The 14,040-nt window shown below is 67.9% G+C and carries 15 protein-coding genes; 10 read left to right on the forward strand and 5 right to left on the reverse strand.

Features of this window, described 5'->3' with window-relative positions:
* The first annotated feature begins 17 nt into the window (after positions 1 to 17).
* The 3 genes from argF to GWK50_RS12520 all read left to right on the forward strand — a co-directional run bounded on the left by argF (position 18) and on the right by GWK50_RS12520 (position 2,099).
* Positions 18 to 938 carry an ornithine carbamoyltransferase gene (argF, locus tag GWK50_RS12510; RefSeq protein WP_162016821.1) on the forward strand — a complete coding sequence of 307 codons (921 nt, stop codon included), beginning with the start codon at positions 18 to 20 and terminating at the stop codon, positions 936 to 938.
* Positions 939 to 1,110: 172 nt separating this feature from the next.
* On the forward strand, positions 1,111 to 1,788 hold the full coding sequence (locus GWK50_RS12515; RefSeq protein WP_162016822.1) for a hypothetical protein: 678 nt from the start codon (positions 1,111 to 1,113) through the stop codon (positions 1,786 to 1,788).
* Positions 1,785 to 2,099: a YkgJ family cysteine cluster protein gene (locus GWK50_RS12520; RefSeq protein WP_162016823.1), complete on the forward strand. Its 315-nt coding sequence runs from the start codon at positions 1,785 to 1,787 to the stop codon at positions 2,097 to 2,099. Before GWK50_RS12515 ends, GWK50_RS12520 begins: the two co-directional genes overlap by 4 nt.
* A 75-nt stretch (positions 2,100 to 2,174) precedes the next feature.
* On the opposite strand, the gene GWK50_RS12525 is transcribed toward GWK50_RS12520, so the two are convergent.
* The 3 genes from GWK50_RS12525 to GWK50_RS12535 all read right to left on the reverse strand — a co-directional run bounded on the left by GWK50_RS12525 (position 2,175) and on the right by GWK50_RS12535 (position 4,662).
* Positions 2,175 to 2,417: a hypothetical protein gene (locus GWK50_RS12525; protein WP_242455367.1), complete on the reverse strand. Its 243-nt coding sequence runs from the start codon at positions 2,415 to 2,417 to the stop codon at positions 2,175 to 2,177.
* Positions 2,418 to 2,420: 3 nt separating this feature from the next.
* Positions 2,421 to 4,268: a ferrous iron transporter B gene (locus tag GWK50_RS12530; protein WP_162018110.1), complete on the reverse strand. Its 1,848-nt coding sequence runs from the start codon at positions 4,266 to 4,268 to the stop codon at positions 2,421 to 2,423.
* A gap of 76 nt (positions 4,269 to 4,344) precedes the next feature.
* Positions 4,345 to 4,662 (reverse strand): FeoA family protein, encoded by a 318-nt coding sequence (locus tag GWK50_RS12535; protein WP_162016824.1) that lies wholly within the window; start codon positions 4,660 to 4,662, stop codon positions 4,345 to 4,347.
* Positions 4,663 to 4,795: 133 nt separating this feature from the next.
* Here GWK50_RS12535 and kynB point away from each other — a divergent pair, with 133 nt between their 5' ends.
* Genes kynB through GWK50_RS12550 form a run of 3 tightly spaced genes read left to right on the forward strand, consistent with a single transcriptional unit; the run spans position 4,796 to position 6,868 of the window.
* A complete protein-coding gene (gene kynB / locus GWK50_RS12540) occupies positions 4,796 to 5,425 on the forward strand; it encodes an arylformamidase (RefSeq protein ID WP_162016825.1) in 630 nt (209 codons plus the stop codon).
* A gap of 17 nt (positions 5,426 to 5,442) precedes the next feature.
* Entirely contained in the window at positions 5,443 to 6,363 is a 921-nt protein-coding gene (locus tag GWK50_RS12545) for a class I SAM-dependent methyltransferase (protein WP_162016826.1), read from the forward strand.
* Between the two features lie 58 nt (positions 6,364 to 6,421).
* Positions 6,422 to 6,868, forward strand: a complete 447-nt coding sequence (locus GWK50_RS12550) for a GCN5 family acetyltransferase (RefSeq protein ID WP_162016827.1) — start codon at positions 6,422 to 6,424, stop codon at positions 6,866 to 6,868.
* 87 nt (positions 6,869 to 6,955) lie between these two features.
* On the opposite strand, the gene GWK50_RS12555 is transcribed toward GWK50_RS12550, so the two are convergent.
* Together GWK50_RS12555 and GWK50_RS12560 are read right to left on the reverse strand one after the other, a co-directional pair.
* A complete protein-coding gene (locus tag GWK50_RS12555; protein ID WP_162016828.1) occupies positions 6,956 to 8,173 on the reverse strand; it encodes an FAD-dependent monooxygenase in 1,218 nt (405 codons plus the stop codon).
* Positions 8,174 to 8,187: 14 nt separating this feature from the next.
* Positions 8,188 to 10,653 (reverse strand): EAL domain-containing protein, encoded by a 2,466-nt coding sequence (locus tag GWK50_RS12560; RefSeq protein WP_242455477.1) that lies wholly within the window; start codon positions 10,651 to 10,653, stop codon positions 8,188 to 8,190.
* Between the two features lie 233 nt (positions 10,654 to 10,886).
* Between GWK50_RS12560 and GWK50_RS12565 the strand changes: the two genes are divergently transcribed.
* From GWK50_RS12565 to GWK50_RS12580, 4 genes are all read left to right on the forward strand, one after another.
* On the forward strand, positions 10,887 to 11,240 hold the full coding sequence (locus GWK50_RS12565; protein ID WP_162016830.1) for a hypothetical protein: 354 nt from the start codon (positions 10,887 to 10,889) through the stop codon (positions 11,238 to 11,240).
* Between the two features lie 86 nt (positions 11,241 to 11,326).
* A complete protein-coding gene (locus GWK50_RS12570) occupies positions 11,327 to 12,286 on the forward strand; it encodes a homoserine kinase (RefSeq protein WP_162016831.1) in 960 nt (319 codons plus the stop codon).
* An 18-nt stretch (positions 12,287 to 12,304) separates the two neighbouring features.
* On the forward strand, positions 12,305 to 13,150 hold the full coding sequence (locus GWK50_RS12575) for a BPSS1780 family membrane protein (protein ID WP_162016832.1): 846 nt from the start codon (positions 12,305 to 12,307) through the stop codon (positions 13,148 to 13,150).
* Entirely contained in the window at positions 13,095 to 13,952 is an 858-nt protein-coding gene (locus tag GWK50_RS12580; RefSeq protein ID WP_197905010.1) for an iron dicitrate transport regulator FecR, read from the forward strand. Before GWK50_RS12575 ends, GWK50_RS12580 begins: the two co-directional genes overlap by 56 nt.
* Positions 13,953 to 14,040 lie beyond the last annotated feature (88 nt).

Raw genomic sequence — 14,040 nt, forward strand, 5'->3', positions numbered from 1 at the left:
GCCCCTGCGAGACAGCCATGAAACACTACCTGCAGTTCAACGACTTCAGCGCCGACGAATACGCCTACCTGCTCGAACGCGCCGCGTTCATCAAGAAGAAGTTCAAGGCCTACGAAAAGTACCAGCCCCTGGCCGACCGCACGCTGGCCATGATCTTCGAGAAGGCCAGCACGCGCACGCGCGTGAGCTTCGAGGCCGGCATGTACCAGATGGGCGGCAGCGTGGTGCACCTGACCACGGGCGACAGCCAGCTCGGCCGCGCCGAACCCATCGAGGACAGCGCGCGCGTCATCAGCCGCATGACCGACCTGGTGATGATCCGCACCTTCGAGCAGGCCAAGATCGAGCGCTTTGCGCAGTACTCGCGCGTGCCCGTCATCAACGGCCTGACCAACGAGTTCCACCCCTGCCAGATCCTGGCCGACATCTTCACCTACATCGAACACCGCGGCTCCATCGCTGGCAAGACCGTGGCCTGGGTGGGCGACGGCAACAACATGGCCAACACCTGGCTGCAGGCCGCGCAACTGCTGGGCTTCAAGGTGCACGTGAGCACGCCGCGCGGCTACGAAGTTGATGAGAAATTGGCCGTTGGCGCAGGTGGAATCAGCGCAGACAGCTATCAATTTTTCAGCAACCCGCTCGAAGCCTGCCAGGGCGCAGACCTGGTCACCACCGACGTGTGGACCAGCATGGGCTATGAGGCCGAGAACGAAGCGCGCAAGAAGGCCTTCGCCGACTGGTGCGTGGACGCCGAGATGATGGCCGCCGCCAAGCCCGATGCCCTGTTCATGCACTGCCTGCCCGCGCATCGCGGCGAAGAGGTCGAGGCCGACGTGATCGACGGCCCCCAATCCGTGGTGTGGGATGAGGCAGAAAACAGGATGCACGTGCAAAAGGCACTCATGGAGTACCTTTTGCTCGGCCGCGTGGCATGAAATGCAACGCGGTGGCGCGCCAGCGCCAGCAGACTGTTTCGGCGCAGGCTCATGTCCGCCACGCGGACGTGAAGCAGCCGCAGGCTGCGGGCCGAAGCCAAAGCGCCACGCACGTGCAAAAGGCACTCATGGAGTACCTTCTGCTCGGCCGCGTGGCCTGATTTTTGACTCCATGCCCTGGCGCCGCCAGCCCGCCCACAGCGCCGAACTGCTGGCGCAGTGGCAGTCCCTGGGCCAGACGCTGGGCCGGGACACCCCTGCGTGGAACGCAGAAGGACGGCGCCTGTTGCGCAGCTGGGCCCGCTGGCCGCGTGCCTACCACGACACCACGCACCTGGGGGCCTGCCTGGGGCACCTGCGCACGCTGCGCACCGCCCAGCCCGGCGCACTGCAAGACCCGGTGGCCGTGGAACTGGCGCTGTGGTACCACGACGCCATCTACTGGCCCTGGAGCACGCACAACGAGGAGCACAGCGCCGACTGGGCCGTGCGCTTTCTGCGCGGCCAGTCCTTGCCCGAAACCCTGGTGGCGCAGGTGCACCAGCACATCCTGGACACACGCCACCAGCCCGGTCCGCTGACGGGCGATGCGCAGTGGGTGGTGGACATCGACCTGGCCATCCTGGGCCAGAACCCGGCGGTGTACGACCGCTTCGAGCGCAACGTGCGCCGCGAATACTTCTTCGTGCGCTGGCCGCGCTACGTCGCGGGCCGCAGCGCGGTGCTGCGCGGCTTCCTCGACCGACCGCGCATCTATGGCACCGATGCGTTCCATGGGCGCTTCGAGGCCACCGCCCGCCAGAACCTTGAACGCGCCCTGGCCGCGCTGCACACACCGCCCCGCCCATGACCCACCCCTGCCTCACCTGCGGCGCCTGCTGCGCGAGCTTTCGCGTGGACTTCTCGGTGTACGAAACCCAGGAGCTGGGTGGTGACGTACCCGACGGCCTGGCCGTGGACGTGACCGACACCCTGCGCCGCATGCGCGGCACCGACCACAGCCCACCGCGCTGCGCTGCCCTCACCGGCAAGGTGGGCACCCAGGCCGCCTGCGGCATCTACGAATGGCGCCCCTCGCCCTGCCGCGAGTTCGCACCCGGCAGTCCGGCCTGTGAGCGCGCGCGGCAGCGCCACGGGCTGGGGGCCTACCCTGATAATTGAATGGAAAATTGGCCTCTAACGCTTACCAGACAAGCGCAGGCAGCTATATTTTTAATAGCATTCTTGGCGCAAGAGCTACGGCTGTGAGTGCATCCACAGCGTCTTGCCGGTAGCGGCCTGCCGCGCGGCCGGGTCTGCCGGGGTGGCGCAACCGCCGCAGTCGCTGCACGATCCGCACGACGGCGCCTTGCCCAGCGCAGGGCGCACGCGGCCCAGGCGTTTGCGCAGGGCGGCGGGCATCCAGTACCACAGCGCGTAGAGCGCGGCCAACAGCACGATGGCGCCCACTGCCAGGTTTTGCCACAGTGCACCGTGCATGGTTCAGCCTCCCAGGGCCACCGTGAGGTGGTAGGTGGCGGCACTGGCGGCATAGGCCAGCGCAAACATGTAGCTGGCCATGAGCAAGGCCATGCGCCAGGAGTTGGTCTCGCGCCGCACCGTGGCCAGGGTGGCAATGCACTGCGGCGCAAAGACAAACCACACCAGCAGCGACAGCGCCGTGGCCAGCGACCACTGCTGCGCGATCAGCGTACCCAGTTGCGCCGCAGCTTCGTCGCCCGTGGCTGACAGCGCATACACCGTGCCCAGCGCACTGACCACCACTTCGCGCGCCGCCATGGCGGGCACCAGCGCAATGGCAATTTGCCAGTTGAAACCCAGCGGCGCGAACAGCGGCTCCAGCGCACGGCCCAACTGGCCCGCCAGGCTGTAGTAGATGGCTGATTCAGTGGCGCCCTCGGGCGGCGCCGGAAAGGTGGACAGCACCCACAGCAGCACCGACAGCGCCAGGATGATGCCGCCCACCCGCTTGATGAAGATGCTGGCGCGCTCGTACAGACCCTGGGCCAGGCTGCGCAGCGCGGGCAACCGGTACGGGGGCAGCTCCATGATGAGCGGCGTGGGCCGCACCGTGCCGCGCCAGAGCTTGAGCACGGCCGCCACGGCCATGGCGCTGAAGATGCCGCCCACGTAGAGCGCGAACATCACCAGGCCCTGCAGATTGAACAGTCCCGCCACCGTGCGCTCAGGAATGAAGGCGGCAATCAAGAGCGCATACACCGGCAGGCGTGCCGAACAGGTCATGAGCGGCGCAATGAAGATGGTGACCAGCCGCTCGCGCCAGTGCGTGATGGTGCGCGTGGCCATGATGCCCGGAATGGCGCAGGCAAAGCTCGACAGCAGCGGAATGAACGAACGCCCCGACAGCCCCACGCTGCCCATCACGCGGTCCAACAGAAAGGCCGCGCGCGGCAGGTAGCCCGAATCCTCCAGCGTGAGGATGAAGAAGAACAGGATGACGATCTGCGGCAGGAACACCAGCACGCCCCCCGCCCCGGCCACAATGCCCTCGACCAGCAGGCTGCGCAACAGGCCCTCGGGCAATTGCGACTGCAACCACCCGCCCACCGCCCCCACGCCGGACTCGATGGCGTCCATGGGCACAGCGGCCCAGCTGAACACCGCCTGGAACATCAGGAACATGGTGGCCGCCAGCACCAGCATGCCCCACAGCGGATGCAGCACCACGCGGTCGATGGCATCGTCGCGCCGCATCAGGCCTTCAGGCTCGCGCACCGCCAGGCGCAGGATGCGGCGCACCTCTTGCTGCGTTTGCAGCACCTGCGCCGGGCCTTGCGGTTGCCAGGCAGACGCCTGGGCACCACCGGCAGGCTGCCAGCCGTCCAGCCACTGCACCAGCGCACTCGCACCATCCTTGCGGATGCCCACGGTCTCCACCACGGGCATGCCCAGTTCGCGCTCCAGCAACGCGCGGTCGATGGCGATGCCCTGGCGGCGCGCGGCATCGCTCATGTTCATCGCCACCACCATGGGCAGGCCCATGGCGCGCGCCTCCAGCACCATGCGCAGGCCCAGTTGCAGCTTGGTGGCATCGACCACGCAGACCAGCAGGTCGGGCGCGGCCTCACCCGCGCGCTGGCCGGTGACCACGTCGCGCGTCACGGCCTCATCGGCACTCAGGGCGTTGAGGCTGTAGGCACCCGGCAGGTCCAGCACGCGCACGGCCTTGCCCGCGGGCGTGGTGAGCACGCCCTCCTTGCGCTCGACCGTGACCCCGGCGTAATTGGCCACCTTCTGGCGGCTGCCGGTCAGCAGGTTGAACAGGGCGGTCTTGCCGCAGTTGGGATGGCCCAGCAGGGCCAGGCGCATGGCAGCGGCGCTCACTGGCTGGCCTCCGTGCTTTGCATGACGGTGCGAGCCCGCTGGGGAACAGCCCGGTACGCGCTCATGCCGCAGCGCCCTGCACCGGTGGCGTGGTGCTGATGCGCACCAGCGCCGCCTCGCGCTTGCGCAGCGCAAAGGTGGTGCGCCCCACACGCACGGCCATGGGCTCGCCCGCCGGAAAGGCCCGCGCCACCACATGCACGCGCTCGCCCGGCAGGAAACCGATCTCCAGCAGGCGCAGCAACAGATCGCCGTCTTCGGCCGCCGCCTCCATGTGCAGGCCCTGCACCCAGGCATTGGTGCGCAGGGGCAGGTCGGCAAGACCGGCCTCACCTGTCACCACGGGGGCCGGAGCGGCCAGGGGAATCACTGCGTCCATAATATTCTAAATAACAACCATTATTATTTGCGAATTGTAGGCGGACGCCTCTTTCCAGGCAAGACGTACCGCCGCCCCATCCCGTGCAGTCTTGCGCTGGATCAAGCCACCGGGGCGCGCGGGATAATGCCCCATGCCTCGCCTTTGGGACATCTCCCCCGCCCTGCACCCCGGCACGCCGGTGTACCCCGGCGACACGCCCCTGCGCCTGCACTGGACCAGCACCCTGGGCCCAGGGTGCGCCGTCAACGTGGGCGCGATCACCCTCAGCACCCACCTGGGAGCCCATGCCGACGCGCCGCTGCACTACGACCCCCAGGGCGCCGCCGTGGGCGCCTTGGCGCTGGAGCCCTTTCTGGGCCCCTGCCGCGTGGTGCACGCCCGCGGCAACGCCGCGCTGGTGCAGGTGGCCGACCTGGCCCATGCCCTGAGCGACCCGCTGCCCCCGCGCCTGCTGGTGCGCACGCGAGTGCACCCTGCACCCGCGCACTGGGATGCCGACTTCCGTGCCCTGGCCCCGGCCCTGCTGCAGCACCTGGCCGACCGCGGCCTGCTGCTGGTGGGCCTGGACACGCCCAGCGTGGACCCCGCCGACAGCACCGACCTGCCCAGCCACCAGGTGCTGCGTCAACGCGATCTGCGCGTGCTGGAAAACCTGGTGCTCGACGAGGTGCCCGAGGGCGACTACGAACTCATCGCCCTGCCGCTCAAGCTGAGCACCGCCGACGCCTCGCCCGTGCGCGCCGTGCTGCGCGCCCTGTGACCCCCTGCCCCACCGCCATGCAAGCCCTGCTCGACGCCATTGCCGCCGCTCCTTTGCCCACCGAGGCCTGCCGCATCTTCCACGGCCGGGGCGGCCTGAACCCCGGCTGCGAAGGCTGGACGCTGGACGCCTACCCGCCCGTGTGGGTGTTCACCAGCTTTGAACCCGCCGACGACGCCCTGCTGGCCGCCGTGCACCAAGCCCTGCAAGCGCGCTGGGCCACACTGGCACCCGGCGCCGCACTGCACTGGGTGTACCAGTGCCGCCACCCGCAGCAGCGCGAAACCCGCACCATGGCAGGCCAGGTGCCCGAGCCGCATGTGGTGCAGGAAGACGGCGCGCGCTACCTGGTGCATGTGCTGCGCGGGCAGAACCACGGCCTGTTCCTGGACATGGCCGAAGGCCGCCGCTGGGTGCAGCGCCACGCCGCGCAGCACCCCGGCCTGCGCGTGCTCAACCTGTTTGCCTACACCTGCGCGTTTTCGGTGGCAGCGCTGCGCGCAGGCGCGGCCCAGGTGGTCAACGTGGACATGGCCGGGGGCGCACTGGCCACGGGGCGGCAGAACCACCGGCTCAATGGGCTGGAGGCCGGCGCCCTGTTCTGGGACCACGACATCTTCAGCTCCTGGGGCAAGATCACGCGCCACGGCCCCTACGGCCTGGTCATCATCGACCCGCCCAGCTACCAGAAAGGCAGCTTCGTCGCCACCAAGGACTACGCGCGCCTGCTGCGCCGCCTGCCCGACCTGCTGGCCCCCGGCGGCCACGCCCTGCTGTGCCTGAACGCCCCCGAACTGGACAGCGCCTTCCTGCACCAGCAGGTGCAGGAGCAGGCACCCACACTGCAATTCGTCGAGCGCCTGGCCAACCCCGCCACCTTTGCCGACGCCCAGCCCGAGCGGGCGCTGAAGGTGCTGGTGTACCGGGAGGCGGGGTGAGCGTCCTCGGGGACGCTGATCGACTCAGTGGCGCCACATACTGAATAGGGACTGATCCATGCAATACCCAGCGGTACTGAACCCAGCCGAAGTCGGCAACTACCCCGCAAGCTGTTTTTCCGGCGGCGGGTTGGTCTGGGATGCCGTGCTGGAATACCGTGTGTGGTGCCACCCGGAACGCGGCGCGCCCGATGAAGCCGACGGCAACGACTACTTCTACGGGTTCGAAACCTTTGAAGAAGCCGACGCCTTTGCCCGCGCCACCATGGGCGCCGAGGAGCCCTTGGCCCTGGTGCTGCAGCGTGAATACATCGACGAGGACGAGCCGGGATGCTATGTGCATATCCGGGAGCCCAGAATCACCGAATGGCCGGTGGAATTTTTGTCAAGGCCCCAGCGGGACGATTTCACCATTCCCGATTTTTTGGCACCAGACGCTCCCCCCAACCGGCTGGAGGTGCTGCGTGGCCTGGCGCCCAGAGCACGCAGAACCAGCCCCCCTTGAGAGAACAAGGCGTTCGCAATGAGCGCGGAGAAAAGTGCCTTTATCGCTTATGAATAAAGCGCCAATAGCTATAGTTTTAATAGCAAATCACATCAACCCTGCATCCATCCCGTCGCCCCGGTAAAGCCAAGGCACATCCAGCAAGCGCTCGCCCAGCACGCGCAGCCCCAGATCACGCCCCCAGCGCACCAGCCCGGTGGCATGAAAGATGCGCCCGTTGCGCTGCGAGCGCGCCTGTACGCGTGCAGCGCGCTGCCAGCGGTTGAGCGCGTAGCGGCGCAGACGCAGGGGCACCTCCACATCGTGCAGGGCCAGGGCGGCCTGCAGTTGCGTGGCGTCTTCCAGGGCCATGCCTGCGCCCTGGGCCAGGTAGGGCGGCATGGGGTGGGCGGCGTCGCCCAGCAGGGCCACCAGGCCGCGGGCCATGGCGTCGGCGCTTTGCATGGGGGCGCGGTCACACAGTGGCCACAGGCGCCAGCCCAAGCCCGCAGCGGCCACGCTGTGCACCACCTCCTGCAAGGCGGGGTGGGTGCCTTCCAGGGCATGGGCCAGGTCGGCGGCGTTGGCGGCGTGGTCCCAGTGCTCCAGGTCCTGTGGTGGGCTGCCATGGATGATGACCACCAGGTTCATCCACTCGCCCCGGCGCACGGGGTAGTGCACGGCATGCAGGCGCGGCCCGAGCCAGGCGGTGATCTGAGCACGCCACGCGGCGGGCAGCGCCTGCGCAGGCACCAGGGCGCGGTAGGCCAGATGCCCGGTGGCGCGGGGGGTGCCGTCCTGCCAGGCCTGGGTGCGGGTGCGGCTCCACAGGCCGTCGGCGCCAATCAACGCGTCGCCCTCCACCGGCTTGGCCTGGCCCTGACCATGCTCGACATGCACCAGCACGGCGTTGCCGGTGTCCTCGTGCTGGGTGATGGCGTGGCCCAGGTTGAGTTGCACGGCCGGGTGGTCTTGCACGGCATGCAGCAGCAGGCTGTGCAGATCGGCGCGGTGGATGGTGGCGTAGGGCGCGCTGTAGCGGCGCACCGTGGCCTCGCCCAACGCCAGCGTGGCGAGCACACCGCCGTGCATGGCGCTGCGCACCTGCAGGTGCTGCGGAAAGGCGGCCACAGCGTTCAGCGCAGGCTCCAGGCCCCAGGCCTGCAGGCAACGCACGGCGTTGGGGCCCAGTTGCACGCCAGCGCCCACCTCGGAAAACTGCACTGCGCGCTCGAAGAGCCGCACCTCCCACCCGGCGCGCGTGGCGGCCAGTGCGGCTGCCAGCCCACCGATGCCGCCTCCGGCGACCAAAAGCTGCTTGTCCATGCCCCGTATTGTCGTCAGAAGATGGCCTGGAAATGGCTGGATTTGTCCAAACGGTGTTCGTGGTCGAACACATCGGCCGGTACCGGCCGCCCGAACAGATACCCCTGGAACTGCTCGCAGCCATGCAGCCGCAAGAAGCCCAGCTGCCCCGCCGTCTCCACCCCTTCGGCCACCACGTCCAGGTCCAGGCTTTGCGCCAGTGCCAGGATGGTGCGCACAATGGCCGCGTCGTTGGGGTCGGTCAGCACGTCGCGCACGAAGCCCCGGTCGATCTTGACCTGGTCCAGCGGCAGGCGTTTGAGGTAGCCCAGGCTGGAGTACCCGGTGCCGAAGTCGTCCAGCGCAAACCCTACGCCTTCGCGTTTGAGTTGCACCATGCGTTCGATGGTGTCTTCGATGTCGCCCAGCAGCAGGCTCTCCGTCAGTTCGAGTTTGAGGCGCCGGGGGTTGGCGCCAGTTTCGCGCAGGGTTTGCAGGACTTCGGCGGCAAAGCCGCTGTGCCTGAATTGCCGCGCGCTGACGTTGACAGCGACGCTCAGGTGGGCGGTTTCCTGTTGGCGGCTCCAGCGTACGAGTTGTTCGCACGCGGTGTGCAGGATGTGTCTGCCCAGGGGCAGGATGAGGCCGGTCTGTTCGGCCAGGGGGATGAATTCGGCGGGGTTGATGAGGCCGCGTTCGGGGTGGTTCCAGCGGGCCAGGGCTTCTGCGCCTTTGACGTGGCCTTGGTAGTCCACGACGGGTTGGTAGTGCACGTAGAGGTCGCCGCGCGAGAGGCCTTGGCGCAGGTCGGCTTCCAGGCTGGAGCGTTCGTGCAGGGCTTGCTGCATGCCGGGGTCGAAGAAGCGGTGGGTGTTGCGCCCGGCGGCTTTGGCTTCGTACATGGCCAGGTCTGCGCGCTTGAGCAGTTCGTCCACGCTTTGGCGTTCGGGGCCAAAGAGGGTCAGGCCGATGCTGGGGGTGCTGTAGTGTTGCTGGCCGGCCAGTTCGAAGGGTTGGTTCAGCGCCATGAGGAGTTTGCGCGCGACGGCTTCGGCCTGGCGGCTGGCGGCCTGGGCATCCTGGTCCAGGCCTTCGAGCAGGACGACGAATTCGTCGCCGCCAAAGCGTGCAACGGTGTCGCATTCGCGCACGCTGGCCGAGAGGCGGGTGGCGACCTGGATCAGGAGCTGGTCGCCCATGTCGTGGCCCAGGGTGTCGTTGAGGTCTTTGAAGTTGTCCAAGTCGATGAACAGCAGCGCGCCGTGCTGGCGCGTGCGCTGGCCGCTGAGCAGCAGGCGTTGCAGGCGGTCCAGCAGCAGGCGGCGGTTGGGCAGGGACGTGAGGGCGTCGTAGAACGCCAGGCGTTCGATCTCCTGGGCTGCGCGCTTGCGGTCGGTGATGTCGCGGGCCACGCCGAGCAGGCCCGTGGTGTTGCCGGCCAGGTCGCGGATGGGCGTGAGGATGGTCTCGAACCGGCCCTCGTAGCCGTCGTCGGCAAACACCAGCGTGTCCTCGATGACCAGCGGCTGCCAGGCCTGCAGGGCCTGCCGGTCGTGGCGACTGAAGTGCGCGGCGGCGGCAGGCAGCAGCAGGTCGGCGTCGGTGCGGCCCAGAATCTCGCTCTCGCTGCGCCCCATGAAGCGCTCGAACACCGGGTTGCAGGCCTGGTACACGCCCTGGGTGTTTTTCAGGAACACCATGTCCGGCATGGCCTTGAGCAGGCTGCTGAGCAGGGCTTTTTGCTGCAAGGCCTCGGCCTGTGCGTTCTTGAGTGCGGTCAGGTCATAGGCAAACAGCACGATGGAGCCGATGGAGCCATCGGCCGTGCGCTCGGGCACCATGGTGGTGTGGCGAAAGCGCACCTCGCCATCGGGCCGGTCGATGCGGTTTTCAAACACCACCGTTTCGCCGCGGATGGCGCGCTCGAAATACGGTGCCATACGTTCCATGAGCGCCGGGGCGATGACCTCGGGCACGCGCTTTCCGATGATCTGATCGACTTCGGTATCCACCCACTGGGCCTGGGTCTGGTTGACGTAGAGGATCTCCAGGCCCAGCCCCAGCCGCGCCACGGCACCAGGCAGGTGGCGCAGCACGCCGGCCAGCTGGGTTTCGTAGGCACGGGCGGCGGCCTCGGCGCGAATCTGACCGGTGATGTCGGTCAGCAGGCCGTCCCAGATCACCCTGTCCTCACCCAGCCTGCGCGGCGTGGCTGACAATCGGATCCAGCGCAACTCACCGTCGGAGCGGTGGATGCGAAACTGCGTTTCCACCGTCTCCAGCGTGTGGTAGGAATGGTCCACCGCCGCCTTGTAGGCAGGGAAGTCTTCCGGGTCGATCAGTCGGTAGAAGGCGCCAAAATCGGCCAGCAACTGCGCTGCCGTGAGCCCCGTCAAGCGCTCGATGCCCTCGCCCATGTAGGCAAAGTGGCGTCGCGCATCAGGCTCGCGCACGCTCTGGAACAGCACGCTGCCGGGCAGGTTGCGCCCCAGGGAATGCAAGCGGGCTTCGGCCTCGTGCAGACGTGCCTGCAGTTCGGCAATGGATTCGGGGTCGGTATGGGGGCCGGACATGGAGGTGCAGGGTACTCTAAGGCAAAACTGGGGCCGACCTTGGCTGACTATCTGCCAGGGCACCACTGTAACGCGCCACAACGGTGCGACCATCGGCGGGAACCCTATCTTGCATACAACCTGCGCCAAGTCCAGCGACCAGCGCCGCCTACAATCGCGCCATGCGCGCCGTTCATACCCTGATGCTGCTGGCCTTGGCCAGCGCCCCCGCCCTTGCTCAAAATACCAGTCAAAATGCCAATCAAGGCAATACAGACGGGCGCGAGCAGCTATCAAAACAAGAGCAACCCGCCAACCGCCTGAACCAGCGCACCGAGCGCATCCGCGTGGAAGACGGTGGCAGCCGCATCGACGAACTGCGCGTGGGCGGGCAGACACAGAGCATCACCGTGCAGCCCAAGGTGGGCACCTTGCCCGAATACGAGGTGCAGTCCTCCGACGGCGTGCGCAACCGTCCGCGCAACGGCGCCGAGTCCACCACCGGCGCACGCGTGTGGAACGTGATGAAGTTCTGACCCCCCGCGCCCCAGGCCGTGCGCGCAGAGCGCGCATCCAGGCCCCGCCCGCATTCCCGCCAGTTTCCTGATTTTTCTCCCCACCGATGGCCGTATTCACCCAAGTCTCCGAAGCCGAGGCAGGCAAACTCCTGAAAGCGCTCCAACTGGGCACGCTGCACGCCCTGCGCGGCATCGAAGGCGGCATCGAGAACACCAACTACTTCGTCACCTGTGACGCGGGCGAGTTCGTGCTCACGCTGTTCGAGCGCCTGACCGCCGAGCAACTGCCGTTTTACCTGCACCTGATGAAGCACCTGGCGCACAAGGGCATCCCCGTGCCCGACCCGCGCGCCAACGCGGCAGGCGACATCCTGCACACCGTGTGCGGCAAGCCCGCCGCCGTGGTCAACCGCCTGGCGGGCCGCAGCCAACTCGCCCCCCAGGCTGTGCACTGCGCCGCCGTGGGCGACATGCTGGCACGCATGCACCTGGCCGGGCGCGACTACGAACGCCAGCAGCCCAACCTGCGTGGCCTGCCCTGGTGGAACGAAACCGTGCCCGTGGTGCTGCCGCACATCGACGCGGAAGCAGCGGCACTGCTGCGCGCCGAGCTGGCCTACCAGAACCATGTGGCCGCCGGCAGCAGCTACGCCGCGCTGCCACGCGGCCCGGTGCACGCCGACCTGTTCCGCGACAACGTGATGTTCGAGGGCGAACAGCTCACGGGCTTCTTCGATTTCTACTTTGCCGGTGTGGACACCTGGCTGTTCGACCTGGCGGTGTGCCTGAACGACTGGTGCATCGACCTGCCCACGGGCCGCCACGACGCGCCGCTTGCCCGCGCCCTGCTGGACGCCTACCAGGCCGTGCGCCCCCTGACAGCCGCCGAGCGCGAGCTGCTGCCCGCCATGGCGCGCGCTGGGGCGCTGCGTTTCTGGATCTCGCGCCTGTGGGACTTCTACCTGCCGCGCGAAGCCGCCATGCTCACACCGCACGACCCCACGCACTTTGAACGCGTACTGCGCGAACGGGTACAGCACCCCGTCACACTGACCCAAGCCTGAACGCTTTACCATCCCCGCATGAAATTGCGCATTGTTCCCGCCCGCACCGGCCTGGACTGGGTCAAGGGCGGCATCTTCGTCTTCAGGCGCCAGCCGCTGGCCATGGCGGCGCTGTTCTTCATGTCGATGGCGGCCATGTCCCTGCTGTCGCTGTTTCCGCTCATCGGCCCGGCGCTCGCGCTGGCGCTGCTGCCCTCGGTCACGCTGGCCATGATGGTGGCCTCGGCCGAAGCCATGCAGGGGCGCTTTCCCACGCCCGACGTGCTGCTGGTGGCCTTTCGCACCGGCAAGGAGCGGTTGCGCCACATGCTGCAACTGGGCGCGCTGTACGCCGTGGGTTTTTTGCTGGTGATCGGTCTGTCGGCCCTTGTCGATGGGGGCCAGTTCGCCCTGGTGTACCTGGGCCGCGCCGAGCTGACCGAGGACATCGTGCAAAGCAGCAGCTTCCAGGCGGCCATGTGGCTGTCCATGGTGCTGTACCTGCCCCTGTCGCTGCTGTTCTGGCATGCGCCAGGGCTGGTGCACTGGCACGGGGTGCCACCCGTCAAGAGCCTGTTCTTCAGCCTGGTGGCCTGCGTGCGCAATATGGGCGCTTTCGTGGTCTATGGGCTGGGTTGGCTGGGGGTGTTTGCCCTCGGCGGCCTGGTCACCAGCCTGCTGGCGGGTTTGCTGGGTGGCTCGCTGGGCGCGGTCAGTGGCATCATGGTGGGGCTGGCGATGGTCATGGCCACCATGTTGTTTGGCTCCATCGTCTTCACGTTCCGAGACTGCTTCGAGCCCCCTGGGCGCAGCGCAGAAAGGCCTGACGATGAAGAACGCCCCGCACCCCCTCGCCCGCCCGGCGGGCCTGCCGAGCACGACTGACCCCGCAGCGCCCCGCCACGGGCGCGCGCCGCTCCTACCCTACCTGCCCACCAACCTGCGCCGCCGCCTGCTGCAGGCCGCGCTGGCCGGGCCCGCGCTGCCCTGGTGGCATGGCGCCTGGGCGCAGGCCAGCGCCAGCCGCGTGGTGGAACTCCGCGGCGATGTGCGGCGCAACGGGCAAGCACTCACCGCCCAGGGCAGCGTGGCGGCGGGCGACCGCATCGAGACCGGCCCCGGCGCCAGCGCCATGTTCACCGTGGGCGACAGTGCCTACCTGGTGCGTGAGAACACCCGCCTGGAATTGCAGGGCGAGACCCCGCTGTCCGTGCGCGTGCTGCGCCTGCTCAGCGGTGCCGTGGCCAGCGTGTGGAGCAAGGGCGCAGACCGGCAGCTCGTCACGCCCACGCTGACCGCTGGCATCCGCGGCACAGGCGTGTATGCCGAGGTGTGGACGCAGCAGGACTTTCGCAGCTACTTCTGCAACTGCTACGGCAGCGTGGACCTGAATGCCGGTGGCGAGCAATTGCGCAGTGAGTCGGAGTACCACCAGTCCTTCTGGGCCGAAGCGCATCCGAAGGAGGGACGGCGCCTGATCCCTGCCGAAGCCATCAACCACACCGACGAGGAAATGGAAATGCTGGCGGCCCTGGTCCAGCAACGCACGGCCTGGCAAGTCACGGGCCGCAAGGGCAGCAGGGACGGCAGCGGCAAGCAAAGCCCCTATGGTGGCTACCGGACGCCCCAAACGCGCACCCCAACAGCACCACAACCGGCGCCGGAGCCCCACTACAGCCCCAATTGACAACGCCCTTGCAGGCCACAGCCTGCAAGGGCGCAAGAAGCGTGCAACGCACCTGCACACCGGCAGGTGCGACACGCTGTCAGCCGCG

It is taken from the genome of Acidovorax sp. 210-6, assembly GCF_010020825.1.
In the GTDB taxonomy this organism is placed as follows: Bacteria; Pseudomonadota; Gammaproteobacteria; order Burkholderiales; family Burkholderiaceae_C; genus Simplicispira; species Simplicispira sedimenti.

What these genes read in the sequence shown, in the direction of transcription:
- argF (WP_162016821.1), top strand. Translation starts at nt 18, where the DNA reads ATGAAACACTACCTGCAGTTCAACGACTTCAGCGCCGACGAATACGCC.
- GWK50_RS12515 (WP_162016822.1), top strand. Translation starts at nt 1,111, where the DNA reads ATGCCCTGGCGCCGCCAGCCCGCCCACAGCGCCGAACTGCTGGCGCAG.
- GWK50_RS12520 (WP_162016823.1), top strand. Translation starts at nt 1,785, where the DNA reads ATGACCCACCCCTGCCTCACCTGCGGCGCCTGCTGCGCGAGCTTTCGC.
- GWK50_RS12525 (WP_242455367.1), bottom strand. Translation starts at nt 2,417, where the DNA reads ATGCACGGTGCACTGTGGCAAAACCTGGCAGTGGGCGCCATCGTGCTG.
- GWK50_RS12530 (WP_162018110.1), bottom strand. Translation starts at nt 4,268, where the DNA reads ATGCGCCTGGCCCTGCTGGGCCATCCCAACTGCGGCAAGACCGCCCTG.
- GWK50_RS12535 (WP_162016824.1), bottom strand. Translation starts at nt 4,662, where the DNA reads ATGGACGCAGTGATTCCCCTGGCCGCTCCGGCCCCCGTGGTGACAGGT.
- kynB (WP_162016825.1), top strand. Translation starts at nt 4,796, where the DNA reads ATGCCTCGCCTTTGGGACATCTCCCCCGCCCTGCACCCCGGCACGCCG.
- GWK50_RS12545 (WP_162016826.1), top strand. Translation starts at nt 5,443, where the DNA reads ATGCAAGCCCTGCTCGACGCCATTGCCGCCGCTCCTTTGCCCACCGAG.
- GWK50_RS12550 (WP_162016827.1), top strand. Translation starts at nt 6,422, where the DNA reads ATGCAATACCCAGCGGTACTGAACCCAGCCGAAGTCGGCAACTACCCC.
- GWK50_RS12555 (WP_162016828.1), bottom strand. Translation starts at nt 8,173, where the DNA reads ATGGACAAGCAGCTTTTGGTCGCCGGAGGCGGCATCGGTGGGCTGGCA.
- GWK50_RS12565 (WP_162016830.1), top strand. Translation starts at nt 10,887, where the DNA reads ATGCGCGCCGTTCATACCCTGATGCTGCTGGCCTTGGCCAGCGCCCCC.
- GWK50_RS12570 (WP_162016831.1), top strand. Translation starts at nt 11,327, where the DNA reads ATGGCCGTATTCACCCAAGTCTCCGAAGCCGAGGCAGGCAAACTCCTG.
- GWK50_RS12575 (WP_162016832.1), top strand. Translation starts at nt 12,305, where the DNA reads ATGAAATTGCGCATTGTTCCCGCCCGCACCGGCCTGGACTGGGTCAAG.
- GWK50_RS12580 (WP_197905010.1), top strand. Translation starts at nt 13,095, where the DNA reads ATGAAGAACGCCCCGCACCCCCTCGCCCGCCCGGCGGGCCTGCCGAGC.